Origin of the sequence: Nocardia sp. CA-128927 (assembly GCF_050955855.1) — a bacterium.
In the GTDB taxonomy this organism is placed as follows: domain Bacteria; phylum Actinomycetota; class Actinomycetes; order Mycobacteriales; family Mycobacteriaceae; genus Nocardia.
On sequence record NZ_CP192087.1, the window covers coordinates 737956 to 764072 of the forward strand.

Genomic DNA, 26117 nt, shown 5'->3' on the forward strand with positions numbered 1-26117 from the left:
TCCGGCGCCCGCGAACGGATCGATGGCAATCTCAACGATCGCGCTGGTGTCCTATGCCGATCCGACAACTAACGAGTGCTGGCGGCCATCTGATGGGAGATGGCCGCTAGCAACACGCAGGTACGGCGGTCGGTGCCAATAGGCTTCAGGCCGCTTGCAGTGAGGCGGAAGCCTTTCGCAAGGCCGTGCGGCGGTTGGTTTCGGCCTTGGCGCGTTCACCGCGCCGGAGTTGATCATCCTGTATGCGAATCCACCCCTGGGTTATTAGCCATCGTTGTTGCGCCCGGCCGTCGGCGGCGCTGAAGAACAACGGGATGCCCTTCCGGTCGGCGGTTGACGCGGCGATCTGCTCCCAGCTCGGGCTTTGATCCCCATGGAGTCGTCGATAGATTCCGATGTAGCGGGCGACGAGGTGGCCCACAGTTGCTGCGGAAGCGGGCGAGACATGGTCGCCGTGGAAGCGGTTGTAAAACCGTCGGCCGGTGCACAGGGAGCGAGGGGTGCGATTCGATGTGATCCACCCGGCCCGGTCGAGGATGGTGAATGTCGGTTTCCTGGCCAGCCGATACTCGGGCACCTCGCCGAGTGCCAGGATCCACCAGTCCACAACTGGGTCGGATTGCCAGGCTTCCTGCCAGGTCGGGCCGACGCCGTAATTGGCCCATTGCAGCGAGATGGACGACGACATCGCCTCACCGAGTGAGTCGACATCGGTGCGAATCAACGCCTCGAACTGTTTGATCTCAACCCGCTCCTCGTCGCGGACTGCACAGACCCTATTGCCCGGCAGGGTCGTCACCGCAGCGTTCACTGCGTCCGGCGTCGGTACCTGCCCGGCCTCCAGCAACTCGATGATGACCGCGGCAGCTTCGCCGGTGTACAGCGCTAGATCCAGCGGCGCACGTTTGGCGAAGCCATAGCGAGCCGGGTCGATCGCTCGCGACAACCGTGCTGCGGCGACGGTATCGCCGGCCAACTCAGTGGCGGTCAGCCAAGACTGGGCCGTCTGGTCGACGCCGGCCCGGCGTCCTTTCAAAATCACTGTGGACAACGCTCTAGCTCCGATCTCGTGTGATGTGGTCAGTCACTCGAAGCGAGTCGATCCACGACGGACGCTCGCCGAGCTCGGCTTGCGCGGACTGCTCAGATCGGTCCGGTCGTGAGGGGCGCACGTGGCGTCGGGACGAGCATAGTACGACATTTATGCATGGGATGAAAGAGCATAGGACGTTTACGCTCTGGATCATTATGCGCGGGACGTATGTGGTTGGTCCCGTATGTCGAGCCCAGGCAAGCCACCCCGCAATCCGACCGCTATGGCGTTCGGAGCGCGGGTGCGTGCCCGGCGCACCGAGCTCGGGTGGAGTCAGGAAGTGGCTGCACACGAGTGCGGCGTCCACTGGACTTATCTAGGTCAGGTCGAACGCGGGCGGCGCAGCCCGCGGGTCGAAAATATTATGAGGTTCGCGATGGGGTTGCAGACGACACCAGGCCAACTGATGGATGGTCTGCCTGTGCCGCCAGCGCCTTGAGCGCCTGCTTGTGTCGACAGCACGTCAATACTGGCTCTGGCACACATTTCGTGATCGGTTATGCCTACGGAACGGCGCGCAGGCTCTCATGGCGTGGGTAGCTTGGGTCTCCGCGATTTCCAGCCGCTACTTGTGTGCGGCAGGTCTACGAGTTCAGATACTCGCGGTACTGCCAGCACCCGCATACGGCAAACACGAGAGCGAAGGCGAAACCTATGCTATTGCCGATCGCGCCGAGGACTACCAACATGGACGCCAAAACAGCGTTTAGAACCGCGAGCACAAGATGGCCGACATGTCCGCGTGCTGGAGGCTGGCGAGGGGTTCCCCCGGTGGCACCAATAGCTTGATTTGCGGCTGCCGTCGCATGCATGCTGTGTCGGGTGTCGGCGAAGACCGCCTTGCTTCGAGACGCCCGTGAACGCTGTTGATGCAAAGCCGCGCTCGCTACGGGCACGTGCCCGTTCGAGGCTCCAGACCGTCGCTGAGCGATCTGTCCTCTCTTGTGAGCTTTATTGCGATTCTTCGCAATAAGTTTGGCGAGCCGCTCCTCGGTCAGTTCGGGCAGTTCAGCTGAGGTTGCAGGTCGCTGCCGAGGGGTCTGTTCTCTATCGCGCGCCCCCGCAATATGTTTGGCGACGATGTTGATCGGCGTAATAGTTCCGTTCGGAAGGTAGGTGAACAATGCTATGTCGTGCGCGTCGGCGTAATCGACCGCGTGAGCGCTGTAGCCTGAGGCAGCAAAGAAGAGCATCTGCAGATCAAGTCTCATACCTCGTGCGCCAAATAGCCGTTGCAGGTCGGGTCGACCAGCTTGAGCTGTACGCCATTTCACCTGCGCTACGGCCCCAGTAGCGCGGACATCGATGCCGCTGTCTGCGCCGCGTGCGGTCACTTGGGCATCGCGGTATCCGAGCGAACGCATTTGACTCGTTGCGTTCATCTCTGCTTCCTCAGCGGAGCTTATGTGTTCCACGTGCGTACTCCCCTGCCGCGCAACGTCTCTGGGCCTTGCGAGTCTTTGCCTCCGGCCCATCGTGGCCTGGCTTGACTCACACTAGTTCAGGCGGGTGGCCGGATGACCCGGCTTCTGGCGGCCACTGTCAGCCGGATGACGCTGTCGCGGCAAATCCGGCGCGCGCCCGGCCACCGTTGCCCCTACGTTTGCGGTGGGCGGTCTGATCGCTGCCTTCGGGAGCTGCTGCGCCCCCGGCGGCGCAGATCCACGAACCGAGGCCGCCAGGAGAGCTGATCACGAAATATGTGCCAGAGCCAGGATTCAGCTGCCGTTGACAGCTTGAGATATGTCCGATCAGATCAGCATGGACAGCGTCACCGCGGGCTCTCGGTCACATTAGAAGTCGAGCGCACACCCACTGCCTAGTCGGCGCCCCAACCGAGGGGCCGATCGTTGATGCGGTCAGCTACCCAGGCTGAGACCAGTTGGCTTGGGCCGAGATCTTGGGCCCGGCCGAGCTGTTCGAAGCGCTTGTACAGGCTGGCGGGCAGCCTCAGGAAGATCTTCCGGACAATCACGATCTCCTGATCGACTGGTGGCAGCTCGATTGGCGCGGCGTCGGGGTCCACGCGCACGTTCTTGAGGAACTCGTCGCGCCAGTCGGGTCCGTAAGCCGCCCGCATCTGGGCTTCGAGCTCCTCCATGGGGTCGGTCTCCCCTTCGGTCCATGGATCCTTCACAGTCAATCCCTCCAGTCTCGTGAACAGTTGAGTCAAGCCATGGGTCCAGCTCTCGGCGCAGACCGCCAGCAAGGCCGGCCCGCACCGGGGGCACTGGGTATAACGAGTTGCAAACTCGATATCCCCAGTGCCCAGCGCGGGCTACGCTGATCTACCGGAGGTTGCCTAGGTGCACGGTGCAGCTGTCTCGGTGGTGATGATGATCGTGGATATCGCCTCGAGCCCGGGTCGCGAGTTGATCCGCCCGATCAGTGATTCGGTGCGGGCGCGGATGGCCGATGCCCAGGGCAACGAAACGGTCGAGATCACTAGCGTTGTGTTGTTCAGTCCAGCTGGGATCGGCATCTCGTTCCGGTCGAGCAAGGGCTCGTCAGCGAACTCGGCAGTGATTGCGCTGAGCCACACGTCTTCGATCGGGTGGCGGCGCAGCGGCTCTTGTGCTTGGCCGCAATCGTTGATGTGTGCGGTTTTCATCAGATGTGGTCGGCAGATGACGCAGGGGATTGGTTTCTTGTCGTCATCCTTGCCGAGCCAGCCGTTGTGGCAGCCGTGGGCACTCACGTAATGCACTACTGATCGGCCCCTTCAGTTGTCACGCGGCTTCGCCGTCGTCGTCGGATTCGTCGGATTCGTCGTTCGGTCGGCCGGCGGGATGATTGTGGATCCAGGCGAGGCTGCCGAGATCGAGGTGCAGACGAGCTCGAGTTACTGCGACGTAGGCCAGGCGGGCATCGTCGTCATGGATGGGTCCGGGCTGTCCGTCATCAGTCTTCGCCGGCTCGTTGAAGTCGCTGGCGATGCGGAGTTTCCTCCATTCACGCCCCTTCGCTTTGTGTGCGGTGGAGATCGTCAATTGAGCGCTGGGTTCATCGCTGAGCTTGTTGATAGCGGCCAGAATCGCTTCGACACCGTGTTCGTCGATGAGCTTGACGAACGGGAGAAGATCGCCGCCCTGGGGGTCGCCGCTCGCGTAGTACTGCACCTCTCCCCACGATTCGAACAACGAGAGTTCATGATGGGTTGCGCGCCGTCCAGCTTTGAGGTCGCGAGCGGCTTCGGCGAGCGAGCGCAACGTGCCACCCCCACCGACCAGAGCAACCTTGATGCCCGCATCGAGGGCCGCGATCACTTCGCACATCGCTCCCGCGTTGGTCCGGCAGACAATCGCGTCGGGTTCATCGACAACCCCGACCTCGGTGGACAACTGCTCGCTGCCAGTGAGTCGGATCGGCGCGTCGATGGCATGTAGCCACAGATTCGCGACGTCGGCTACCGCGGCCCCGAAACGGAACGACTGCGTCAGGCCCAGATGCATCCCGTCGAAGCCGGACATGACGTCACGAGCTCCGCGCCACCCATAGATCGCCTGCGCTGAGTCACCCACCATGATCAGCTGTGCCCGGCCTCGTTGGGCGATGAAGATCTGCTCGATACACGGGTTCGTATCCTGTGCTTCGTCGAGCAGAAGAAATTCATAGTCCAGCTCCGGAAGGGTGAGGGCCCACATCTTCAGGTAATGATCGTGCTCGAACCGCACGTGTCCGAATGTGGGGTTCTGAAGATCGTTCCATGCTCGCCGGGCGAAGGGCAGGATGAGATTCGTGAAAGCGTGGTGGTGTTCGTCGGTTTCGATGCCCCGCATCCGCGGCACGTGCCGAGCGTTGATCGTGTCGTCGCCGGAGTGGCAGTACTTGGCCACCGCTCTCATCGTGGCGTAGTACTGGGCGGAGACACTTGCAAGTCGTTCCCCGATGCGGACTTCGTTGCGTATACCGAGCTCGACGGCTACTTGACGTGACGGGGTTCGTGGGGCATTGAGTCGGTCACGGTAGCGCTGTCCGACTGCTCCGAAGGCCAGCGAATGCGTTGTGCGGCAGTCGATATTGCGTGGGAAACGCCGACGGGCTTCGTCGGCGACAGCCTTGTTGAATGCGATGTACAGCCCCCGCCTCGGGGTACTCGCCCCCAGCAACTGCAGCGTGGTTGTCTTGCCGGTTCCTGCGCCAGCCTGGATAGCGAGGTGCTTGTCGGTCCCGAAGGCAGCCATGGCCGCATGCTGCTCCGGTGTCGGTTCCCCAGCAACAACTTTCGGTCCGGCTACAGCCGCATTTCCCGTGGCGAGGGCCGGTGCGAGACCGGTCGGCGCCCTGGTATCAGCCCGTTCCGGGCCGAGGATCTTGATGTTGGAGATGAGCTTGTCACCCGCGGCACCGTTGATCATCGCGATCAGCTGGGCTGATGTGATCCGAAGATGAGCAGTCCGTGCCTTCGTCGCGCACTGGACGGTCAGCACTCCGCCTACCAACGACGTGGGCGTGGCCGTCGCCGCGGTGTCTTGGCCGAGGAGCTCTGCCCACCTCTGCTGGATGAAGCACAGTCCGGATTGTGCGGTGGCTCTCTGCGTATCTGCCGGTGAGGGAAATGGGACAGGTTCGGTTGTATTCAGGCCTTTCTGTGCCACCGGCTGCGCGGTCGCGTTGTCCTTTTTTCCGACGGCGCGCCCAGGCCGTTGCCGGTTTGCGGGCTTTCGTTGCGATCTCTTACTCATGACTGAGATTTGTACACTCAGGTTCGCTTAAAATAACGGATATTTACCCCGGCGTGTTATGTCGGAATCATGCATGTAATTCGCTGACTCCTACCTGTTGAGGCTGTTCAGGAAGGTCTTCGGATATTTGTGCCGATATCTGCCGGATGGCTGTAAAAATACTCTGCGCACGCCATTTGACTAGAATGCAGTACGCATTCTAGCTAAATGAAAGAACTATTTCCGTGCCTGGATGTCGTTTCTCAAGCCTTCAGATTTTACTGAATGCTTGAATTCTGGAATTGCAACCATTTAAGAACAGCTTGAGTATGTGCTACTCCTATCGTCCTTTGTCCTTCGATCGGCGGGGTCATCACCGGCGCCGTGTTGTCGTGCCGGATCGGTCTTCGGCGGCGGCTCCGCGCTGGAGCGGGGCCGCCGGCCTGCCGGTTGAAGGCAGCCGGAATCCCCCGAGTGGATCTCCACTCCCGCGAGCCTGCCCGAGCCCACGCGAGCGAGCAGGTACGGTGACACCTGGGTCGTTTCGAATACTGACGATTCACGCGCGGAACCCCGCCCGCGCCCTCGACAAGCATCGGGCGGGGTTTCACCTTCCTGAGCCGACGTCGCAGCGCGCCGTGAACCGACCGCAAGGGCGGGCGGCGACTCAGCTACACAGTGGCGGGGACCAATGGGAACACGACGGTCGTCCTGTCGCGCTCAACCTCTGCCGCGCCAACGAACTGCCGCGCGCCTGCGGCTTCGAAGTATGCGGGGCTATTCGGCGGCTCCAGCCATATTGCCGTCGGCGGAGCTGCTGCCGAGGTCGGTGTAGGTTGCGGATCATATCGCCACGACGCTCGACCGACTCGCGATACTCCGCTTCCTTCCTTGGCCGCCAGCTTGACAAGGGCTCGGTGGATGGCGTGTCCGGGCCGCATCGGCTCGGCCCACCCGCGTTCGATCATCCATGTCGCCAGATCGCGCACCGCCAAATCCTGTCCAGGATGGGAAGCTAGCGCACCCTGCAGCAACTTCGTCAACGTGCCGGCTGGTGCGCGACTTCCTGAGGCCCGCTTGGGTTGTTGACTCGACGGCCGTTTGGGTGAGGGTGCCCGCTGTCCGGCGGGCGAATCGGGGGCTGGCCCGGCAGGCGACAAGGCCATCAACCGCTGGCACACCGTCTGGGTGGCTTTGCTCGGGTAGACCGAATCCCCCAGAGCTTGTGCGGCCTCGAAGAACTTCGCCAGGTGCTCCATGATCTCGCGCGCTGCACGCTCTTGCTCGACGATGGCAGCGTACGACCCACGTACACGCTTCATGATGGCCTTTCACTGTGGGTAGATTGAATACATTTCCACGCGCGATACTGCGGTGTTCCCCTCCAACAGCGGGGGTAGCCCTCGACGGGGCCATTTGATCACACAACGTGTCAAGGCCGTGGACGCCACGCCCGAGAGGCTTCGATGATGTGGCGAGTGGAGTAGGCGGCCTGCTCGAGCCTGTGGGAGTCTCGCCACCGAGGATTGCCGCCGATCACCGTGTCATGTTCGGTGCTTGTGCTCGGATGTCACGGCCTGGGCATACGCCATCGGACTGCACCACCATCCCGGTGGTCTTGCACCCGACACAGCGACCAAGCCACAAGGGGGTTCGATCAAGGGAGCATTCGGTGCACCTCGGGTGCGATTGTCGGTTCACCTACATCTCGAAGGATCGGTCCTCAGAACCGGCAGACTCCCCGGGTGGATGAGGTAGTGGCTATAGCCCGCTTGTACGGGGCACCGATGAGATCTCTGTGTCGAGAGCATGCGCAGATGCTTGACACTCGAATCCCCTGGGGCGTAGGAAGTTTCGGGGGAGCGATCTGCTAGGGACCGCGAGCTGCGTCGGCACCTGGCGGCCCTGCGCCATGTCGAGGAGGCTTCCGGTGACGGCGCGGTGACCCGCTGGCATCTCGGTAGCAGCCATCCGGCGTGAACGGGGCTGCTCAGGCTCTGTGGTGTTCGCAGAGCTCACTGGCGGCAACCGTGGACAACCCGGCAGGGTGTTCGGAGAGGCGTCAGGGCTCGAGCCACCCCTGGCGTCGCTTGCGCGCGTAGTAGTCGTCTTCTTCGTCCCAGTCGTCATTGTCTCGGTCCGTAGCTGACCCCGTTGATGTCTTTGTGACTGGCGCAGACAGTGGCGCGCGATGAGGACTCTCTATTCCCGGTGTTGTCGTGGGAGTGGTCCAGCGTCGCTCGTGCGCATCCGATTGCGCCGCCGTCGGCTGCACCGTGGCGCGCGTCAGGGGGTCTGGCTGAACGGTCATGTCCACTACTCGGGCGACCTGTGGATCGTCCATCAGTTCCTGCATCGCCGTCGCGGCACGCGGTTCGGCATCCTGAACTGCCTGCTGGTATGCGTGCAAGATCAGGTTGCACAGTCCGTTCGGGCCACCTGCGATGGCTTGGGCGTCGATCGATATTGCCTGCAGGTGGCCTTTCGAATCGACCTCGATTGATACGCCACCGGTCCGGGCCGACCCTCGGATCTGAGCCAATGCCTGCTGCGCTCGCAGGATCTTGATACCGACCTCGTCGTGGGGACTCGACATGATCAGCCTTCCGTCAGTTGGCGGGCGGGATGTGCGGTTCCAGCACGGTCGCTATGCGTGTCAGATCAGTGCACGGGTCTGGTCGTTCGGCATTCATGTCATTGAACTCGAAGGTGACATATCCGCCGACGGTATCAAGCCTCATGAGACACACGAACTTTCGATTCTCACCGGTTCGATGGTCCAGGTCGCCGCGATGGGTGCCGACGGTGATCGGCGCCAAATCCCGGTCCTTTCCCTTCTTCCATTCCGCGGCGCCGTCACCGCTGGCGTAACGGATACCGAGAGAAAAGTCGGGATTGGCCTGGCTGAGCCACGTGCAACTTTCCCCGGGGAACTGTCCTTGCGACTTCCGTTCTGGATTCACTCCAGCGTCGCGCAACGTGGTGTCAGGAAACGCGGAGCAGGGATCCCATGGCGGCGCCTCTGCTGGTCTGTGGTCCCCGTCGCATGCCGTGATGAGGACAGTAGTCGCGGCTAAGGCTGCGGTGAGGGCGGTGATGGCTTTGGATTTCGAGTGGACTGAGCAGCTGATGGTCGCCATCTCACTTCCACTGGTTGACGTGGGCGGGCACCTTGTCGCCTCGCAGTACGGAGACGAATAACTGTTGGTCAGCGGTGGTCATGTTGCCGCCGAAGACGATCTGATTGATCTCGTTGTCCCCTGATCGGGCGTCGATGACGTACTGATTGGAGTCGTCCCTGTTCAGGCCGGCCCCCTCGAGAATCTTGGGGACCGAAGCAAGATCACCGCTTTTGAGATCTTCGAAGGGTTTGAGAGCGCCGTGGTCGGTGAAGTTGCCGGGCAGCGCGTTGGGGTCGACGCGGCCTGCGTCGACGAGTGATTGCAGCATCGTGTATCGGCGGCCGGCGTCAGCGCGTACATCGGTTTGCTGTTCGGTGAGGTCGAAGTTGTCGTAGCTGATGGCTGGGTAGGGAGTGGAGGGTTTGTCGTTGATTGCGCCTACCGTGGGGTCTTTGAGGAAGGCCTCGATGGAGTTCGCCATCGGGGACCACACGTACTTCTCATAGGGCAGGGCCTTGACTCCCAGGTTGATGTACTCCTTGGCGGTCATGAATCCGGCGCCGAGCTGCTCTTTGCGGTGGGCACTTGCCGATTGATCGTCATAGCCGTGCAGTCCACTCTCGGCGGCGATACCGCCTTCGACGAGCCCGCGTAAGCGACCTGACTCGAGGGCCAGTTCCGGTCCTCCTTGCCCGAGGGCGAACGCGCGATCGAAGTTGTGCGCTTGGGCTATGGCGGCCCCGTTGATGATTGCCGCAGCCTTCGGATCGCCGTCGAGTAAGGTAAAGATGCGCGTCGATTCGACTGGGTTCAATGTGCCGAATCCGTGTGTGCCGGTGAGGTTTTCCGCCGCACCTGCCATGTTGCCGACGTAGGGTGCGAGTGCCCCGGCGACGTGTTGGGCCACGCCTGGGGTCATTTGCGCGCCGTGGGGCATCTTGAGGTCGGCGGAGTTCTCACCAGTGGACAGGACGTTGAAGTTGTTGGTGCCGTCGGAGGAGTGTGTGGTGGACAGGATCTGTGACAAACCGTGCGCGGATCTGCCGGCAAGCTCGGCGTTGGTGAGCTGCGATTGGTAGTGCGGATCGCCGGGCGCGACGGTGACTTGTGCGTCTTGGTGGATCCAGTCGAGCATCGAGTTGATCGCTGGTCCGTTGGGTCCGTCGGGCCAATGCCGTTGCAGTAGCGGCATCACGTCGGTGTCGGCGTGGTAGCCGGAGCCAAGGATCTCCGGGCCGCCTTGGCCGGTGAGGATGGCGGTGGTTCCTTCGTGGTTGCGGGCGGCGATCTCGACGGACTTGCTGATCGAATCATCGAGCGGGTAGCCAGAATCCGGATTCAGCTGGTTGTTGTGGGTCTGCTGCCAGGACAGGTGCGAACCCTGGCGATACAACTCGGTCGAGGTTTTGGTACCCGGTTCGATGCCCTGGTCGGACATGCCGAGTGCGTCGAGCAATTTGTTCTGTTTGGTGAGGAACGCGTTCATGTTCGCGTTCTCGGGACGCTGTCCCATGTCGGGGTATTGCTGGGTGTTGGCGTCGGGCCCTTGGGTGCCGACCCGGGTGGAGATCAGTTGCTTGATATCGGTGGGCAGCCGGTCGTAGCTACCTGGCGAGGTCGGTTTGCCGTTCCTGTCGCGGCCGGTGCCGACCTTCTCGTCGGAGAGCATCAGCAGCGCATTGCTCATGGCCGCCGCGCTGGTCTGTCCAGCCGGGCCTTGGGCTTTGAGCTGTTCGCTGGCGGCGATGAAGCCGTCGGCACCGGCATTGTTGAAGAACTGCTGGGTGAACTCTTGCGTCGCCGCGGGGATGGTGGCGCCGTTGCCTTGGAGGTAGGCGGCGAGCTGTTCGGGGGGCACGCCGGAGGCTTTCATGTCCTCGCCGAGTTCGGTCAGTAGCTCTGGCGGGATCGGCTGGCCGGAGGCAACAGCGTCATGGATCTTCTTGCCCAGGGCCGCTCCTGCCGGCCCGCTCAGTGGTGTACCACCGCTGTCCTTGCCCCCGCCGGGGCCGCCGTGCGCGGCGAGGTCGTCGAGGCCTGCCGCGATAGTGGCTTTCGCCGCTGCGATCGCTGAGCCGGCATTGGCCAGCTGCTCTTTGAGGCGGGTCTGAAAATCGGCGGCCGCGCGATTGAGGTTGCCCTGCATCATCGCAGCCGTTGGGTCGGTCTTGGCGTTCGGGAAATCCGGTGCCGTCACACCGCCGTCGGGCCACACCGACATACCGGCGCTGGAAGCTTCGCCATGGATCTTGACCAGTGCGGCCTTGTACCCGGCAATCGTCGATCCAGCGGAGATGAACGACTGGGCGACGGCATCGGCGGCACGGAAGGCCCTGGACGCAGCGAGGAATTCGGTCAGAGCACGCGCTGAGGCCGCGGAGGCCGCGTTGCCTTGCCAGCGGAGTGCCGTATTGTCCACTGCGCGTTGAGCTTCGGCCATCCGATCCGAGAAGTTCTTCCCGGCGGCTTCCAGGTCGTTGCCGGCCTGAGTCAGGGTCTCGGGCTGCCAATTGTAGACCTGGCCGAGGGTTGGAATTTGGATCGTCATAGCTCTGCCCGCAGCTTGTTCAGCTGGTCGGTAAACGCTTGTTCGACGGTCTCGTAGTCGGTGGCGCTGGTAGCGGCGGCATCGGACATCGCTCGAAGGCTGTCGGCTTGTCGCCCAAAGGTGGCAGTGAACTTTTGGGCCACATCGGTGGCCACTTCGCCGAGACCACTGTCGGGCATCACTACCTGCGTAAGACCGGGCATCGGTATGTGCGCGATGGCATCGGCCTTGCCCGACAAGTCCTGCGCCAACTGTCGTAGCGCATCGAGATCGGCCTGCAGCATTTCCCCCAACAGACGTACCTCTCCCTCGCAGATATCAGTCTGGGGCCGACGCTATCACAGGATTACTGGACGATGCCGGGTGTGGATGCTGCCAAGATTTGAGAGTGAAATAGGCAGCTGAGCTGGGCCGATTCAGTATGGACTGAGCTGGTGATTAGCGGATTTCGGCGAGCTGGGCGAGGTGCTGGGCGAGCTCGCTGTCGCCGACGGGGGTGAGTGTCATGTCATGACCGATAGTGAGCAAGTAACGGCCGTCGCTGGTGAAGTCCAGCCAGGTGCGGTGCCGCGGCGGCGGTGACATCGGATCCTCTGGGGCGACAGTGATAGTGAAGTAGCCGCGAGCGTCGATCGGTCGGCGCAAGACGTGCCGAAACCGTTTGGCGCGGCGACTGTCCTCGGTCTCTTGCCATTGGCTTGCATCGGTGAACAACACCGACCGCCGAGCTTCTCGCAGGGCGTCGAGCCTGCCCGCAGGCGCCGAGCCGATCGCGGTAATCAGGTGTTTGGCGACGTTGCGGGCGTGGCAGGACACCACCGTGACCGTGTCGGTCGTGGCAAGGATGGCCGCGCCCCAGTCAGAGAAGGCGGCTCCCAGCGCCAGGATCGGGTCAGGCAGTCGCTGTCCGCCGAGGTAGCGGTCGCCGAACACCGCGATCGTCGTGACATCGGTACGGGCGAGGAACGTCAATGTGCCGGTCAGGTCCGGGTCACCGTTGAGCGGGAACCGCTCGGCGAGTTGCAATGCCGCCCTTGCGCTTTCAGTGCCTACCGTGCCCCTGGGTGCGAGATTGATCGGGTATGGACGGCGATCGTGCCTGGTCTCGGTCGCCCAGACATGACTGAATTCGTCCGGGGTGAACACCCACCGCACTAGCCATCTCCTCGTGTCCTGTTATCGGACTTCCCACTTGGGGGTGGCTCGTCGTCGGTTGCGTCCCAACCGATGACCGCGGGCATCGTCGGATCGACCTGGACGAGCTCCTCGTGCGTACGCCGCAAATAGTCAGGGCTGCCCTTGCTGCGGTCAGAATCTGAACCTTGTCCACGGCTTGCCCCCGGCATCCCGCTCATCGGCGCGGTCGAACTGCCCGTTGTTGAGCGGACACCAGCGGGGACGGCTGGGTTGGTTCCCGCAGGTGACTGTGGTTGTCCAGGTATCGAGATCCCTGGGCCGCCTGGGCGATTGCCGGGCGATCCGGGGGCGCCGCTGGTGACCCGAGGGGTACTCGGTACTCGGGAGCCGGGCGATCCGGGGACGGAAGGCACTGTGGGCGAAGGTGATGCCTGCGTTTTGTCCACAGGGTTGACGCCTGCGGGGACCGTCGGTGTGTTCGGGGTTGACGACGGCTTCGTTGCGTTCGTTGCGGCAGGGTCATTCAGTGACGATGTCGTCGTCTGCGCAGGCGTCGTGGCGTTGTTTGGTTGCGGATTTTCTCCAGGCGGCTGCTCGGCTGGCTTGCCGTCTCCGGTCTCGCCATTCCCGTCTCCGGGTTCACTATTTTTGCTGTTTTTGGTGGGGTCTCCGGCACTGTTGCCACCGTCGACTCCGCCGGGGCTCTCACTCGGCTGCTGATTGACATCACCAGGGCTCGGCGCGCCAGGGCCAGGGGGCAGCGGAACGAACCGGGGAACACTGTCACCGGAGGCAGGCATGGTCGGGTTGTACACGAAGTTCATCGTGTCCTGCGCGCTTGCTTGGGCTTCGGCTGCCGCGACGTTGTAGGCCGTGCGCCGGGCCGCTCCGTCCGCGGACTCCTTCACCGGGTCGGGGTCCTCCTGATATGGCGGAGGCGGCGGCGGGATCGCGGATTTGACCGTCTGCGCGGCGCTGGAATTGAGGGCAATCAGGCGCTGAACCGTCCGGGCTGTGTCGTGCTGTTCGGCTCCTGCGCTCACGAACGCGGCGGTCGACTGCTGGGCGGTCGAGGCGAATGCGCCTGACCAGGAAGCGAACTCGCTCTTCACCTCGCGGGAGAATGCGTCGAACAGTTCGTGCAGCTTGTCGGCCCGGTAGCTCCATTCACTCGCGATCTGTCCCATCGCACCCGGATCCAGCTTCTCGTGCACCAGATCCCAGATCTGCTGGTGTATGTAGCTGTCGAACGATTCGCGATCGGGAACATAAGCCGGGTCGACCCCTGCGGCCCCGAATCCGCTCACGTGAGCAAGCTGGCTCTGCTGCTCGCGAATGTCGTCAGCGATCTCTTTGCTCGTCCGTCTGCCCACGACGCCCTCCCGATTCAGCTGTCCCCGACACGCGGAATAATCCCGCGCACCAAATCGACCATCCCCGAACATCTTTCAGGTGTTGGTCCGTCGATGAGATACGCGGCGATGACACGGTTGAAGTCGATGTAACCCACCTTGGTCTGCAGCAGAACATCGCAACCGGTGGCGGGTGCCTTCGGTCGCGCGATCAGCGCAGCGTGACCATCGATTGTCGTGTCCTCGATCTGTGCGCCGTCTGCGGTGAACTTCGCACGCCCCTCATCCAGGGTTCGGTTGCCCGACAGGATGCCCAAGCTGTACGCCTTGTCTGCGGACTTGAACTCGCAGCCCCGGAATGTGTACTCGGCGTGGATGTCGGTCGAGCGTTTGCGTGAGCGCGAGTCGTATCCGAGATGGCTGATTGTCTCGTCGTCGATCCAGGTACAGGGGTCGAAAGCAACGTCTGGGCGGTTCTGGTTCTGCTGCTTCGGCGGCTGCAGCTCGGGCGCGGTCAACGTCGGGAACGGTGGCCGACCGGCTGTGCTCGCCGCGGTCGAGCCAGATCCCGAGGCTGTCATGGCGGGGGAGCTCGACACTGGGTTGCCGTCCCCTGACGAAGTGCATCCGGCTGCTGTCAACACGCTCAAGACCAGAAGCGAGGCAGTCGAGAAGCGGCGAAAACTCTTGGTTTGCAACGCTTTTGCGACTGTCATGCGGGATCCTCGAGTTGGCTGGCTGCGACTTTGATCGCTGCTCGGTTCGCGGCGTCGGCTTGTTCGAGTTGCTTCCCGGCTACCAGGTAGGCCGCTTTGTAGCGCAGGACCGTTTCCTGGAATGCGGTCAACGTTTCGATGTACTCGCGCCCTTTGGCGCTGAACCCCTTGGCTAGCGCATGCCCTGAGGGGAGATCGGGGAAACCCGTCACGTTGTTGAGAAGCGAGGCGGCCATGATCTCGTCTTGCAACCCTGCCGCCAGCTTGTCGCAGGAGGCCGCGAGGCGGGTAGCGCCTTCTGCTGGCATCTCGAACGTGCCAGCGGTGGCCGCGTCGTAGGCCGCTTGGGCGTTCTTCTGCCCCTTGTCCGGTAGCGCCATGACCGTACATCCCCTCCGGTCTCGACAGCCGGGCATTACTAACCCGGCTTCGGTCCGAAAAGCGTATCAGTGCGCGTGTGCCGGCATTGGGTACTGACCTTCCGCCTGGCTTGACCTTGTACTTGTCTCTCGTGCTCAGCGGAGCAGCAACGGGACCACGACGTTCGCGACCTCGATCGCGCGGTCGTGTGGAGCGACACGGCTTCGTGGGTCCAATCGCAGCACCACGATGCTGAACGAGCCCAAAATCGAGGGGAAGGTCAGGTTGCACTGGTCGCCGGTTCTGTCGGACCCCGGGCGGTATCGCAGGCCGTTGCGGTCCGCGATCGTGACAGGTAGAAACTCGGTTCCCGCTTCCTTGCGGGTGAAGTCGTCGACTGTGTAGACCTGCGACCACACGTCGACCGAGTAAGTCCGCGGCTGGTCGTGACCGCCGCATCGTCTGAACCCTTCGATCCGGTCGATACCGCCGATGTCGGAGCTGAGTGTGCCCGGATCGACGCCGATCTGCCGCCAGACTTCCTCGCCGATCAGGCAGGGATCCCACAAGTCATCCAAGGGTGCACTGCCCGCGCCTACGACGGCTGCGATGGTTTCCGCTTTGTCCTGCATGCCGCGCCTCCTGTACCGCCAGCTAGGCCAGCGGCTCTGCGGAACTTTAGGTAGAAATAATGGTTCCTACATGCCCTTTGTATCGCATGCGATACATTCGCGCTACCGTACATACGTCGTGCTGTGCAGCGAGCTCACGAGATCGGTCAGGTCAGGCGTGCGATGATGCGGCCATGCCGGTGCCAGAAGCCTCGCTGTCTCCACAGCAGAGGAGGGTGCGCAAGATGAGGCGGGACGCTGTCGGCGGTGCTATTCGTCGCGCCCGTGAGTTGGCCGGGATGACGCGAGATGATCTGGCCAAGGTCTCCGGTGTATCGCAACCCGCTCTTGCTCGCATCGAGTTGGGAACCAGCAGCGTCCAGATCGATCGGCTGTGGGATCTCGCCGAGGCATTGTCCACTACGCCGTCGGTACTCCTGGCCGACGCCGAGAAGCACCTGTCACCGACCGCAACAACTGGCCGCGGCTGACTTCTGATTGACGACTTCACGCTGCCGCCCGGAGAGTACGGACGCGGCGTGTACACATAAGCGGGAAAGGATGTTCGTTGGTCAGAGGTGGCGGCGGCCGCCGCCTCGGCTGGCATCTGTACTGGTGGATGCCCCGACGTCATGCTTTTAGCCGAATGCTCCCGACAGCCCGCAGAGGTGGCCGGGAGCATCAACGCCTAGCTGGCCGGGCTCTCGCCCTCCGCCAGCAGCTTCTTTTCCATCAAGTCCACGATGGTGTTGAGCATGTCGGTGGTTCGCTGGACGACCGACTCGAACGCCTGCAGATTCGTCATGCCGTCGATTCCGAGGGCCACGCGCGTTTTCCGAGCCTCCGATCCGGCGAAGTGCGCGACACCGCCGCTGGACCGGAAGTCATACAGCTGCCGAAGGATCGCGGTGCAGTTGCTGTCATCGCCCAACACCTCGGTGAAGCGCTGTAGCAGGCCCATCGATCGTTCATTCTCCCTTGCGCCGCCGAGGTACGTCTTCAACGGCTTCGGGTCGATGCCGTCGATCATCGCGATCACAAGCAAGAGGAGGGACTTGCCGAGTGACGTCGAGTCCTCGTTCAGCGGGCCGATCATCGACTCCCACTCGGCAAGCTGGTCGTCTCGCAGTGCGCGCCAGATGGGTTTGCCGAGTAGCTGTTCCGAGACTCCGGCCGCGCGCTGACGCGCCCGCCGGAGATCGCCCGGGATGTCCTTGGAGCTCGCCGACTGGTTCAGGATGTCCCGCCTGAAGCGCCCTTCCTCCATGTGCCCCTCGGGCGGAACGTTGTGGGCCAGCCAGTGGTTCCACTCTTCGGACGGCAGCCGCTGGCCGATATCACCCAGGTAGACCTCGACCAGGCCAACTGTATTGAAGCCGATATCGACACCCCACAGGTTGTCGCAACTCAGGTGGGTTGCCGTGATTCGGTAGGCCGTCGGCTCGGCTGCATACGGCGCCAGTACTGCACGGTTGAAGTAGATCGGTGTCAGGTAGTGCGGACGACTGCCGTCGGGGTCAAAGTACGTCCCGAGTTGCTCGGGGTCACAGGTATGCCTGATCGGAGCGTACGAGTCGGGATCCACGTCGTAAATGAACGAGGGGTAGTCGACGTCCTCGCGATCGAACTGCTCAAACCGCGGCACGCGGGGACCACGTCGGCCAGTGAGGATGTACTGGCCCAACGCCCGGGAGCAAGACGGACGACTCAGCAATCCGCCGGAGGCCACGCCGAAGTGCAAGTGCGCCCACTCGTTTCGGAACGTATCGGAAACCCGTTCGAATCCGTCCTGATCTGAGTACCGAACCAGATCTAGCTGGAGGATGGCGCTTTTCCCCACTGCGGCGAGGTACTGGCGGAATTCGAGTACCCGAACCTCAACCTTCCAGCGATCTTTCGCTACGTCGTAGTGGATCAGGTCATGCTTCCGACCAGCCTGATCGGCATATTCCCAGCTGGTCGCGGTCGGATACGCATCCCAGTACCACAGGAACGGCTGGGCGATCTCGACCAGCGGCGTCGGCGCTCCTTGCGGCTGCCGGACCTGCGCGAAGAACTCCATGTCGACACCCTTCCGGGTTTCAGCGAGGCCAGAACCGAACCCCTCAGTGCCTGACCCGTCCGACCACACCTCGAACTGCCCGAGGCCGCGCCCGACCCAGCCGGTGTCGTCCAGTGCCGGCTCAGCGTGGGCCGGAACAATCAGGACACACCTGCGTCCGTCCCGAATATCTCCACTGACAGTGAGTTCTTCGATCGTCAGCCACCCGGACGGCTGGATCGTAATCGTTCGCAGAGCATCATTTGGCCATAGTTCCGCCGGGAACTCGGCGACCGGCTTCGGCCAGAGGTCAGCCAGGGTGTTGTTCAGGGGCGGGGTCGTATATCCGGGGATCGACGGCATGCTCACCAGATCAGCGTATGCCGGTGCACCCCATGGTGATCCTGGCGGCGATGAGCGATCTGAGAGGTTTGGACACGGCGTCTTGTGTGGTGAACGCGTTGTTCTCGGTGTCCGGTCGCGTCCAGGGCAGTCGCGTTCGAATTCTGGGATCATCGCCGCCCGCAGGTCGGCGACGTCGATGATCATCCACCACCGGTGATCGCTAACTCGTGCAGTATGCCGTGCCCTGGACGAACGCCGCCAGATCCTTGCGAACATCGACGACTAAATTGATTGCAGGACAGAATGTTTCGATAGTTGGCTATTGATTCCGGTGGCGGCTGTTCAGTTGCGTCACGGCTGTGGCTGCGGAGAGCTGTCCTTTGGCTTGATCGAGTTCGAGTGATAGTTCGGCAGCGATCTTGCGTAGTGCTGCGGTGATGCCGCGTTCGGTTGTGAGTTCGTATGTGAGCTTGTCGTTTTTGCCATGCAATGCCCTGTTCTCGTCAGCGAGCTCCTGCATCGCTGCAGGGGTCGCGTCCTGGGCTTTAGCCCTGGCCTTGAACAAATCGACGAGACCGGGGTGTTCGTAGACGACGTCACGGCGAAGCCCGGATTCGGCGATGAGTTCGCTGATGGTGAGTTTCCCCGACGCCGATCGTAAGGGGGTGCCGGCCAGAAGCCGGTCGGTAGCCGCGTTGATCGCTGAGGCTTCGGCGGTGCGGTCGCGAGGGGTCCGTGCCATCAGCTGCCTTCCGCTGCCCTGGTTGGCCGGATGTCGCGGCGGTGGTCGTGGCGGTCGATGATCACGCGTGCACGCGTAGCCAGTGCCGCGGCCCGGTCCCGCAGGGGTGCCGGTGCCAGTGGGTCCGCGGCAGCGGCTTCCCACTGCTGCGCGTTCTTTCGTTGCTGATCGATGTCGCGGTCGGTGAACGCCAGATTCAGGCAGTTCGAACGGCATTCGGACTCATCGGGCTGGTCCTCGGCGGCCAGCCCGGCCTCGAGCTTTGCTTGTCGGCAGGCTGCGGTCTCGGCCCGCCAGACGCAGGTTATGCCGTCGCCGTGGTGAATGTTGGGATCCGCTTTGGCGAGAAGCCGTTCGACGTTGCGGATGTTGGTGGTGACTCGACCGGCGAAACGGGCGCTGCGCTCGATGCGCTCGCGGTAATAACGCGCGGACGGTCCAGAGACGTGCTCGCCGTCAGCGAGAAGGGCAGTGTCGTCATCGATTTGTTCGAGCACCATCTCCAGCCGCTCGACGGACAGGTCGTCCATCCATGACATGTCCGCCCTGCCTGCGTAATTCATGGTGACTTTGGTGCTGACGTGCCCATATTGCAATGCCGCGGCAATGAGACCTCGTGGTCGGCGGACGATGAAATAGGCGAGGCTGCGCCGGAAACGAGAGGTATGTAGATGTTTGGTCGGGTCAGGCGGGATCGGCAGGCTGCCGTCGACGGGTCGGAATGTCGAGTTCACCCAGGCCACAAAGTCTCTGAGGTCCAGGAGCATCATCGCTGCGGATCTGGCATTGTGCTGGTTGGGGCGGACCGCATGAGGGTGATGCGGGCTTGCCGGAAACAGCAGCGGATACTCGCCGAGGTTTTCGAGCATGGCTATGGCTGTGTGAACGGGCTCGACGACTACCCAGGGACGATCCTGGGGATCGTCGTCGGGTGCGAGGGGATTACGGTCGAAGCCTTTACCGCGGCGGCCGACGATCAGCAGTTCGCCGGTTTCTGGATCACGGTCTCGGCAGCCGCGGACCAGGTTGAGAGCCTCTCCCGGGCGTAGTCCGGATAGGTAGCAAACGATGGTGAAGCAGGCGGCATACAGCAACCGCACCAGGGTCGGCAGTTCCGCGACGCTGATCGGACGGCTCCGCCATGGCTGTCCGTCGATGTGCCCGGTGATCGTGCCGATGTAGGTGTCGTCGGCGACCGGAAGTCCCGATTGCTCGATCATTCGTTTCTGACGCTTCGACAATCCTCCGCGCTTGTCGTCCGGGACGCCGACCAGGCGTAGGACCGCACCGAAATTCAACCCGCCGTCGAGCTTGCCAGGCAGCGAGCCGCCTGTAGCGCGCAACCGATCAAGGAAGGTCGGAAGTCGTGAGCCGAGTGTGCCCACGTAGACGGCTTGCGAGGAGTGGGTTCCCTCGTCGAGTTGGCGATGTTCGATCCAAGCGTCGCTGATATCGGGTCCGAGGACTTCGACCATGCGCAGGGCCCAGGCAAGCAGCGCCTCCATGGTGTCGGGGTGGATGCGCGGGGTCTTGTTTTCGAACCCGGTGCCGAGGCGGGCGACTAGGTCCTTGTCGGAGACGCCGGCCCAGGGATAGTTGGCGCGTGGGCGTGCAGGTTTGGGGATGTGCTCGCGGAAAAGCCAGAACGTGCGGACAACTTGGAGCAGGTCGGCCTTGCGGTCTTCTCGGCGCGCCAGAGCGTGAATGTGAGTTCGGTAAGTGTCCAGATCGCCGTCGGTGACGTCGCCGAGGTGGGTGATGCCGCGATCGACGAGCCAAACCGCGAAGACGCGCAGATCACCGAACCAGTAGGACACGGTCTTGACGCTGGCGCGCTCCCCCGGTCGTCGGGCACCCGGACCTGGTGGATAGTCATGATTCAGGGCAGCGAGGAAAAATGCCTTGAAGGTTGTCACCATCTGGTCTGGGTATCGTGTCCAGCGTAGCGGGGAGACGTTTAGGTGAGCGTCGGGATGTGCCGGTTTGATGTGCCAGATGGCATCGCTGAACCGCGACAGTGACGCTTGGTGGGTCCCGGCCCGAACGGTTCGGTTGTGTAGTACCACCGTGTCGTCGGCTGGCCATTCGTCGTCAGATTCGACCGCCAGGTTGTGGACGTGGGTCACCGCAGATCGAACCTTCCGTTGATGAGGTCATCGATGAGGTGCAGCTGGGCCGCGGTGAGGTCGCGGCGTGCCCGGTGGTGTTCAGCCGGTGTGTAGTGGCGCAGGATGTCGTGGAGGCCGTCGAGCGCATCCTGGTAGCGGTGAGTCCAGGTGTCGGGGTCCATGTGTGCCCGTAGGGCGTCGATTCGGTCCTTGACGGTGATCTGAATGGGTAGTTGATGTGGCAACGCGCGAGCGTTTTCGCAGTTAAGGCAGTTAAGAAATGAAGCGGGGCACGGTTCTCCGGGTTCTGTGTACGGGCCAGCGCGGTGGTCGATGCAGGCAGCCAGGGCGGTATCTTGCTCACCGGTGATCAGGCTGCGCAGAGTCTGCGGGCTCACTCCGGCTTCGCTGGATGCGCTGGTGAGGTCATTTTCCGCGCGAGCGAGGAATTCTGCGGTGAGCACTGTGCCGCCTTGCCGCTGGCGGGCTTTGTCGACCTGGTCGCGTAATGCTGCGCCGACGATGACACGGCTGTCGGCCTGAACTGTTCGGCTCGGTCGCAGATAACTGTCGTTCATGGTTTGGCGGGTGTGTGCGACGGGGCGGCGTCGGCGTTCGATCACCGTCAGTCGCATCCGGACGACATTGATTGCTGGTTTGCCTTCTCGCCCATCGTGTTTCGCCGTTGGAAAGCCACGGTTATGCGCCCAGCGCGCGACGTCTTTGGCGTTGGCTGCCTGCGGCCATCGGTGTCCCCAGCGGCCAGGAGTGGGGATGTAGGCGGTGATTGCCGTGCTGTGCCCGCCGTGGCGGCGTGTCAGTTCGGTAAGGTCGAGCAGCAGCCGGTAGACGCGCAGAGGTGACCGAAACAGTCGATGCTCTGTTTCATCGTCTTCGAGCACATCCGCCAAACCTGGCGGGAGGTCTTCCAAAGCGGTGATCATGTGTTCACGGTCGGGACCGCGTCGCGGTTTACTCGTTTCTAGCAAGGCGATGCCGTGCTCGGTGTGGGTGCCATCGCCGCGGTGGTGAACTGCCGGCCACGAAGCCACCGTGCCGAAGTTCTCCCCGGTGAGCGCGGTGAGCAGCAGCGCGAATGCGGTCGCCTCACCCTGAGTCAGACAAAGGTTGGAGACCACCTGGCCGAGCCCACCTAGGCGTGCGACTATCGCGACGCAATGACCGGATGGCGCCCGGGGTAGATCCCCAGTGCGGTCGAAGAAATCCAGTAACCGACCCAGTTCAGCCTCGCGACCGCTCGTTGTGCCGCAACGGAAGCCGTCGAGCAGGGCGCGCCCGGCCCGGATCCGATTCCGCGCTGTCCGAACATCCCTACGCAAGGCTGTCGTGATCAGCTGCCATGCAGCGTCGTCGTAGGGCGCACGGGTAGTGGATGCGGGGACGGGAACGCGAGCAGCTAGCAGCGCCGCTCGTGCGGCTGGCGGCAATTCCGGATCGTGCCTGAACGTGGTGCGCAACCGCTTGAGGTATTCGTGCTGCGACGGTATGTCGGCGTAACGGTCGACGAACACCTGGATATGCGCAGCCGTCAATTCCAGGGGACCTCGCGGCCGGGGCTGGGAGTCGGTTAACGACGCCGCGAACTGCTGAAGCGTGGCGTAGCGTCCTTCCGCGCTCTTCACACGTTTCACCGCCGAGCGAGCGCCGATCTCACGCGCGAATATCCGCGCCAGCCACCGCTGTATGCCAGGTTCGACGGGCAAGCCGGAAAAGTCGAATGTCTTTGTGCGTCCGCCAGATTCCTCGACGAACCGCACCGACGTTCCGTCGCAGCCATCCAGCAATCGTTGCGGCGGCCGCCAGTTCGGATCCGGAAGCGCGGCTCGCCGCCCCGCCCTCACCGGATGCCACCGGAAGGCGGGGAAGGCGCCACTCCCGTGACGACCCTGCCGCTGTCTTCGGCGACCGCACGTACCAGCGCATCGACAGCGGTCTGTTCGTCCTCGTCCAGCAACGACATCAGATAGTCGACCTGGAGCCCGGTGAATGGCTCGAGATAATAGTCGCGGGTCACCGACGGGCTCGCGTGACCCATCAAGGTCGCCAGCTGATACCAGATATCGCCGAGTTCCTCGCGCAGATCCTTCAACTCGTCGGTGGTGAACCCCTTCACCTTCTGTTCCCAGACCAGCGACAAGACCGAAAACCATTTCAGGCAGAAGGAATGTCGCAGCATATGGGGCCGGGCCCAGAGCGGGCATGGCATTCTGGCCCGATCACCACCATGGTTCGGGTCGCTGACGTGCCAGGCCCGCGTTACCCGGGTATTGGCGTGGTCGAACGTGTCCTCCCAACCGTGAACCTTTTTCGGCAATCCGTTCGGCGCCAACCACACTGCCAGCGGTTCCAGCCCCGCCGGTGTCGTACGGAACAGCTTGCGGCGCTCGTCGGGGCCGACCACATCTAGCGACAGCAACTCCGAACTAGCAGTTCCTTCGATATGCAGCGTCCTGCTGGGCAGGTTGTAGCCGGTGACCACGCGGATTCCGGGCAGTCGGTCGTAGCGACCGGACCGCTGTGCTCGCCGAATCACCTCAGCCCGCGACCCCTCTACCGGATCCAGACAGGCGTTCACCGCGGCGAGCGCTCGCCGCGGAATCCGGTAGACCCGTCCTTCGCGGCCGCCCTTGATGCACGCTGCCGACAACCACATTCGAGCACTGCGCCCACTCTCTGACACAGGTATCTCGACGTCGAGGATGCTGGCCCATTCCCGCAACCGCAGACCCGTCCCGTACAGGCCGTCAACGAACGCGACATCACGGTCCTCGTTGAACCCCTGCCAGCCCGTGCGCCGTAAACCATCGAATCCGTAACCGCGCAAACCGATGTTGCGCCACTGCTCAAACGCCGGTCGAAGCAACCACTTCACCTGACGCCGCGACGCGCCCGCTGGCCGCAGCGGATCGCGTCCACCGAAGCCGGAACCACCACCGACATGGCCGTGCTGTCGAGGCCCAGTACGCCGTACTCGTATCGTCGGCACCGGATTAAAAACGCCGTAGCGAGCCGACGCCCACTCATAGAAGCAGTTCAGCGCGGCGCGGTCAGCGTCGAAACTGCTGGCCTGGACCCGGCCCTCATTGCGCGCATCGGTCAACCGCCAGTCCTTGAACGCCTCCACATCGCCAATGGTCGCCTCATCCCAGCACCGGCCGAACACCCCCAAGAAGTCCAGCCACACCGCCAATGAGTACGCGTACCGCCGCCACGTCGTAACCGCCGCTCCTGCCATAGCTCCGGTCCTGAAGAACAAGTTGATTCGCGAATCCGGCCGAGTTCCCGCCGACGGCGACAGGATCGGCGTGCCGTGCCTCGCCCCGTTGCGCGCGGCGCGCTCGTGCAGACCGCCAAACCACTCCAGCTCTGAAAAATCAACCGTAGGAGAAGAATCGAAGAAGTTGTAGAAGTCCACCGACCAACGTGTTGAGCCACTCACTGAGACCCCCGAACACTAGTTTGTGTCATACATGAACCGACAGCTGAAGGAAGCCTAGAGAACCGCAGGCAAACTCGAAGCAGGCGAATCCGCCACCGCCGCCGCGGCCCGCGAGGCGAACGAAGAAACCGGCGTCCACATCGACCCCGCCGACCTACGCCACATCCACACCTCCCACGTAGTCGGCTCCGGCCGCGACCCCCGCCTAGGCCTCTTCTTCGAAGCCCGCCACTGGACCGGCAACCCCACCAATCGCGAACCAGACAAGTGCCACGAACTCCACTGGTTCCCCCTGGACGCTCTCCCCGACGCCATAATCGCCTACCCCGCCGCAGGCATCCGCGCCCACTTCACCGGCACCACCTACAGCGAACGCGGCTGGTACGCGTCAACGCACATCTCGCCTACCGAAGATTGACAACGCCATTTAGCAATGTAGTAACATACCTACATTGCGTGTTTAGGAGGTCAAATGACGGCCACCACTATGACGAGTCGAGAGTTCAACCAAGACACCGGTCGCGCCAAGCGGGCCGCGTCGAGTGGGCCAGTCATCATCACGGATCGGGGGCGTCCTGTGCATGTGTTGCTGAGTTATGCGGACTACGAGCGACTTACGGGGGGTGGCGTGACGATTCTCGACCTGCTCGGCCTGCCTGAAGGTGCCGAGGACATCGAGCTGGACCTGCCTGATTTTCGGGAACATGCTCAGGGTGCTGATCTCGACTGATGTTCCTCCTCGACACCAATGTGGTCTCCGAGCTCCGGAAGGCCAAGTCCGGCAAGCTGGACAAGAACGTGCGGGCATGGGCGGCCGACAATCCGGTAGCCGGCTTGTTCGTCTCGGCAATCACTGTCCAGGAGTTGGAGATCGGCGTGCTACGAGTCGAGCGACGTGACCCCGCGCAGGGGGCGATGCTGCGGACCTGGCTGGAGTCGCAGGTATTGCCATCGTTTGCCGAGCGAATTCTGCCCGTCGATGCAGCAGTGGCTCGACGAAGCGCCGGATTGCACGTTCCGAACACAAGGCCGTTCCGTGACGCGCTCATCGCTGCTACCGCGTTAGTGCACGGGATGACCGTGGCTACCCGCAACGCGCGCGACTTCGAACCCACTGGTGTGTCGATCCTCGATCCCTGGGAGTCGTCCGCAGCCAGCTGATCCGATAGCCGCTCTGGGGCTAGGGCATGACTCCTCGGAAGCAGATCGTCACCAAGTTGGTGAGTTGGCGAATGCTTTCTGGGGTGCCTGCTGCCAGGCTCGCGCGGCTGCCTGCGAAGCGGTCGAAGATTGCGCCTTCGAGTAGGGCGATGAAGTCGGCTGCGGCGGTCGCTGGATCTCGGATACCCATGGCGTCGAACAGGTTTCGGGCGCGTTCGGTGGAGAACAGACTGCGGGCTAGGCGGGGGTGTAGGTCGGGGTCGGATAGTAGGTCGAGGGTGAGGGCGTGGCGGGTTATCAGGTGATTGCGGCGGTCGGTTAGTAGGCGGTCGAGCCAGACGGCGATTCCGGCGGCGGTGGTGTCGGGATCGATGGGGTCGGTCGGGGTGAGTTGGGCGGCGGTGAAGTCTTCGCGGGAGCGGGTGGTGATTCGGTCGACGATCGCTTCGATTAGGGCGCGTTTCGTGCGGAAGTAGTAGGAGGCCGAGCCGGTGGGGAGGTCGAGGGCGGTGTCGAGGGCTCGGTGGGTGAGTGCTCGAAGGCCTTGGGTGGCAATCAGATCGATTGCGGCGTCGACGATCAGTGTGCGGCGGTCGGTTGTGGACATGGTCACCTTTCCTGGCCTCGCCTCGGCGGTGTCCTCTACAAATGTAGAGG

Annotated in this window: 24 protein-coding genes and 1 pseudogene; 5 read left to right on the forward strand and 20 right to left on the reverse strand. The window is 62.9% G+C overall.

Translation table 11 applies throughout. The features are described 5' to 3' along the window. Positions 1-145: 145 nt before the first annotated feature. Positions 146-1042: a hypothetical protein gene (locus ACQPW1_RS03615; RefSeq protein ID WP_433661357.1), complete on the reverse strand. Its 897-nt coding sequence runs from the start codon at positions 1040-1042 to the stop codon at positions 146-148. A 274-nt stretch (positions 1043-1316) separates the two neighbouring features. On the opposite strand from ACQPW1_RS03615, the gene ACQPW1_RS03620 reads away from it, so the two are divergent. Beyond that, positions 1317-1532 (forward strand): helix-turn-helix domain-containing protein, encoded by a 216-nt coding sequence (locus ACQPW1_RS03620; protein ID WP_433661358.1) that lies wholly within the window; start codon positions 1317-1319, stop codon positions 1530-1532. Between the two features lie 145 nt (positions 1533-1677). Here ACQPW1_RS03620 and ACQPW1_RS03625 read toward each other — a convergent pair whose 3' ends face one another. From ACQPW1_RS03625 to ACQPW1_RS03685, 13 genes are all read right to left on the reverse strand, one after another. After that, a complete protein-coding gene (locus ACQPW1_RS03625) occupies positions 1678-2475 on the reverse strand; it encodes a restriction endonuclease (protein WP_433661359.1) in 798 nt (265 codons plus the stop codon). Positions 2476-2912: 437 nt separating this feature from the next. Beyond that, positions 2913-3194: a hypothetical protein gene (locus tag ACQPW1_RS03630; RefSeq protein WP_433661360.1), complete on the reverse strand. Its 282-nt coding sequence runs from the start codon at positions 3192-3194 to the stop codon at positions 2913-2915. 201 nt (positions 3195-3395) lie between these two features. Then, complete coding sequence (locus ACQPW1_RS03635; protein WP_433661361.1) at positions 3396-3800, reverse strand: hypothetical protein; 405 nt, start codon at positions 3798-3800, stop codon at positions 3396-3398. Positions 3801-3822: 22 nt separating this feature from the next. Further along, a complete protein-coding gene (locus ACQPW1_RS03640; protein WP_433661362.1) occupies positions 3823-5778 on the reverse strand; it encodes a DciA family protein in 1956 nt (651 codons plus the stop codon). Between the two features lie 2041 nt (positions 5779-7819). Next, positions 7820-8353: a YbaB/EbfC family nucleoid-associated protein gene (locus tag ACQPW1_RS03645; RefSeq protein WP_433661363.1), complete on the reverse strand. Its 534-nt coding sequence runs from the start codon at positions 8351-8353 to the stop codon at positions 7820-7822. A 13-nt stretch (positions 8354-8366) separates the two neighbouring features. Then, positions 8367-8897 (reverse strand): DUF3558 family protein, encoded by a 531-nt coding sequence (locus ACQPW1_RS03650; protein WP_433661364.1) that lies wholly within the window; start codon positions 8895-8897, stop codon positions 8367-8369. Between the two features lies 1 nt (position 8898). Next, on the reverse strand, positions 8899-11427 hold the full coding sequence (locus ACQPW1_RS03655) for a hypothetical protein (RefSeq protein ID WP_433661365.1): 2529 nt from the start codon (positions 11425-11427) through the stop codon (positions 8899-8901). After that, positions 11424-11711, reverse strand: coding sequence for a hypothetical protein (locus ACQPW1_RS03660; protein WP_433661366.1), 288 nt, complete (start codon positions 11709-11711; stop codon positions 11424-11426). The genes ACQPW1_RS03655 and ACQPW1_RS03660 overlap by 4 nt, the downstream gene beginning before the upstream one ends. A 154-nt stretch (positions 11712-11865) precedes the next feature. Further along, entirely contained in the window at positions 11866-12582 is a 717-nt protein-coding gene (locus ACQPW1_RS03665; protein WP_433661367.1) for an ESX secretion-associated protein EspG, read from the reverse strand. Continuing rightward, positions 12582-13937 (reverse strand): hypothetical protein, encoded by a 1356-nt coding sequence (locus ACQPW1_RS03670; RefSeq protein ID WP_433661368.1) that lies wholly within the window; start codon positions 13935-13937, stop codon positions 12582-12584. The genes ACQPW1_RS03665 and ACQPW1_RS03670 overlap by 1 nt, the downstream gene beginning before the upstream one ends. Before the next feature lie 14 nt (positions 13938-13951). Continuing rightward, positions 13952-14632: a DUF3558 domain-containing protein gene (locus ACQPW1_RS03675; protein ID WP_433661369.1), complete on the reverse strand. Its 681-nt coding sequence runs from the start codon at positions 14630-14632 to the stop codon at positions 13952-13954. Beyond that, positions 14629-15012 carry a hypothetical protein gene (locus ACQPW1_RS03680; protein ID WP_433661370.1) on the reverse strand — a complete coding sequence of 128 codons (384 nt, stop codon included), beginning with the start codon at positions 15010-15012 and terminating at the stop codon, positions 14629-14631. The genes ACQPW1_RS03675 and ACQPW1_RS03680 overlap by 4 nt, the downstream gene beginning before the upstream one ends. A gap of 135 nt (positions 15013-15147) precedes the next feature. After that, positions 15148-15624 carry a DUF3558 family protein gene (locus ACQPW1_RS03685; RefSeq protein WP_433661371.1) on the reverse strand — a complete coding sequence of 159 codons (477 nt, stop codon included), beginning with the start codon at positions 15622-15624 and terminating at the stop codon, positions 15148-15150. Positions 15625-15848: 224 nt separating this feature from the next. Between ACQPW1_RS03685 and ACQPW1_RS03690 the strand changes: the two genes are divergently transcribed. Next, positions 15849-16094 (forward strand): helix-turn-helix domain-containing protein, encoded by a 246-nt coding sequence (locus ACQPW1_RS03690; RefSeq protein WP_433661372.1) that lies wholly within the window; start codon positions 15849-15851, stop codon positions 16092-16094. A gap of 197 nt (positions 16095-16291) precedes the next feature. Here ACQPW1_RS03690 and ACQPW1_RS03695 read toward each other — a convergent pair whose 3' ends face one another. From ACQPW1_RS03695 to ACQPW1_RS03715, 5 genes are all read right to left on the reverse strand, one after another. Continuing rightward, the gene (locus ACQPW1_RS03695) at positions 16292-18193 is read right to left on the reverse strand and encodes a hypothetical protein (protein ID WP_433661373.1); all 1902 of its coding nucleotides are present in this window, start codon (positions 18191-18193) and stop codon (positions 16292-16294) included. Positions 18194-18308: 115 nt separating this feature from the next. Beyond that, entirely contained in the window at positions 18309-18731 is a 423-nt protein-coding gene (locus ACQPW1_RS03700; RefSeq protein WP_433661374.1) for a hypothetical protein, read from the reverse strand. Further along, complete coding sequence (locus ACQPW1_RS03705) at positions 18731-20650, reverse strand: hypothetical protein (protein WP_433661375.1); 1920 nt, start codon at positions 20648-20650, stop codon at positions 18731-18733. The genes ACQPW1_RS03700 and ACQPW1_RS03705 overlap by 1 nt, the downstream gene beginning before the upstream one ends. Positions 20651-20853: 203 nt before the next feature. Beyond that, positions 20854-22392: a hypothetical protein gene (locus ACQPW1_RS03710; protein ID WP_433661376.1), complete on the reverse strand. Its 1539-nt coding sequence runs from the start codon at positions 22390-22392 to the stop codon at positions 20854-20856. 305 nt (positions 22393-22697) lie between these two features. Further along, positions 22698-24095, reverse strand: a complete 1398-nt coding sequence (locus tag ACQPW1_RS03715; RefSeq protein WP_433661377.1) for a site-specific integrase — start codon at positions 24093-24095, stop codon at positions 22698-22700. Positions 24096-24375: 280 nt separating this feature from the next. Here ACQPW1_RS03715 and ACQPW1_RS03720 point away from each other — a divergent pair. The 3 genes and pseudogenes from ACQPW1_RS03720 to ACQPW1_RS03730 form a co-directional block, all read left to right on the forward strand. Then, positions 24376-24717, forward strand: a pseudogene (locus tag ACQPW1_RS03720) (NUDIX domain-containing protein); the annotation flags it as partial. 54 nt (positions 24718-24771) lie between these two features. Beyond that, positions 24772-25029: a type II toxin-antitoxin system Phd/YefM family antitoxin gene (locus ACQPW1_RS03725; RefSeq protein WP_433661378.1), complete on the forward strand. Its 258-nt coding sequence runs from the start codon at positions 24772-24774 to the stop codon at positions 25027-25029. Beyond that, positions 25029-25460 (forward strand): type II toxin-antitoxin system VapC family toxin, encoded by a 432-nt coding sequence (locus ACQPW1_RS03730; protein WP_433661379.1) that lies wholly within the window; start codon positions 25029-25031, stop codon positions 25458-25460. Before ACQPW1_RS03725 ends, ACQPW1_RS03730 begins: the two co-directional genes overlap by 1 nt. 19 nt (positions 25461-25479) lie before the next feature. On the opposite strand, the gene ACQPW1_RS03735 is transcribed toward ACQPW1_RS03730, so the two are convergent. Next, a complete protein-coding gene (locus ACQPW1_RS03735; RefSeq protein ID WP_433661380.1) occupies positions 25480-26067 on the reverse strand; it encodes a TetR/AcrR family transcriptional regulator in 588 nt (195 codons plus the stop codon). Between the last annotated feature and the right edge of the window lie 50 nt (positions 26068-26117).

Excerpts from the sequence above, each read along its gene's own strand:
- ACQPW1_RS03620 (WP_433661358.1), top strand. The coding sequence starts at position 1,317 with ATGGCGTTCGGAGCGCGGGTGCGTGCCCGGCGCACCGAGCTCGGGTGG.
- ACQPW1_RS03625 (WP_433661359.1), bottom strand. The coding sequence starts at position 2,475 with ATGAACGCAACGAGTCAAATGCGTTCGCTCGGATACCGCGATGCCCAA.
- ACQPW1_RS03630 (WP_433661360.1), bottom strand. The coding sequence starts at position 3,194 with ATGGAGGAGCTCGAAGCCCAGATGCGGGCGGCTTACGGACCCGACTGG.
- ACQPW1_RS03640 (WP_433661362.1), bottom strand. The coding sequence starts at position 5,778 with ATGAGTAAGAGATCGCAACGAAAGCCCGCAAACCGGCAACGGCCTGGG.
- ACQPW1_RS03645 (WP_433661363.1), bottom strand. The coding sequence starts at position 8,353 with ATGTCGAGTCCCCACGACGAGGTCGGTATCAAGATCCTGCGAGCGCAG.
- ACQPW1_RS03650 (WP_433661364.1), bottom strand. The coding sequence starts at position 8,897 with ATGGCGACCATCAGCTGCTCAGTCCACTCGAAATCCAAAGCCATCACC.
- ACQPW1_RS03655 (WP_433661365.1), bottom strand. The coding sequence starts at position 11,427 with ATGACGATCCAAATTCCAACCCTCGGCCAGGTCTACAATTGGCAGCCC.
- ACQPW1_RS03660 (WP_433661366.1), bottom strand. The coding sequence starts at position 11,711 with ATGCTGCAGGCCGATCTCGATGCGCTACGACAGTTGGCGCAGGACTTG.
- ACQPW1_RS03675 (WP_433661369.1), bottom strand. The coding sequence starts at position 14,632 with ATGACAGTCGCAAAAGCGTTGCAAACCAAGAGTTTTCGCCGCTTCTCG.
- ACQPW1_RS03680 (WP_433661370.1), bottom strand. The coding sequence starts at position 15,012 with ATGGCGCTACCGGACAAGGGGCAGAAGAACGCCCAAGCGGCCTACGAC.
- ACQPW1_RS03685 (WP_433661371.1), bottom strand. The coding sequence starts at position 15,624 with ATGCAGGACAAAGCGGAAACCATCGCAGCCGTCGTAGGCGCGGGCAGT.
- ACQPW1_RS03690 (WP_433661372.1), top strand. The coding sequence starts at position 15,849 with ATGAGGCGGGACGCTGTCGGCGGTGCTATTCGTCGCGCCCGTGAGTTG.
- ACQPW1_RS03695 (WP_433661373.1), bottom strand. The coding sequence starts at position 18,193 with ATGATCATCGACGTCGCCGACCTGCGGGCGGCGATGATCCCAGAATTC.
- ACQPW1_RS03700 (WP_433661374.1), bottom strand. The coding sequence starts at position 18,731 with ATGGCACGGACCCCTCGCGACCGCACCGCCGAAGCCTCAGCGATCAAC.
- ACQPW1_RS03705 (WP_433661375.1), bottom strand. The coding sequence starts at position 20,650 with ATGGTGACAACCTTCAAGGCATTTTTCCTCGCTGCCCTGAATCATGAC.
- ACQPW1_RS03715 (WP_433661377.1), bottom strand. The coding sequence starts at position 24,095 with ATGGCAGGAGCGGCGGTTACGACGTGGCGGCGGTACGCGTACTCATTG.
- ACQPW1_RS03725 (WP_433661378.1), top strand. The coding sequence starts at position 24,772 with ATGACGGCCACCACTATGACGAGTCGAGAGTTCAACCAAGACACCGGT.
- ACQPW1_RS03730 (WP_433661379.1), top strand. The coding sequence starts at position 25,029 with ATGTTCCTCCTCGACACCAATGTGGTCTCCGAGCTCCGGAAGGCCAAG.
- ACQPW1_RS03735 (WP_433661380.1), bottom strand. The coding sequence starts at position 26,067 with ATGTCCACAACCGACCGCCGCACACTGATCGTCGACGCCGCAATCGAT.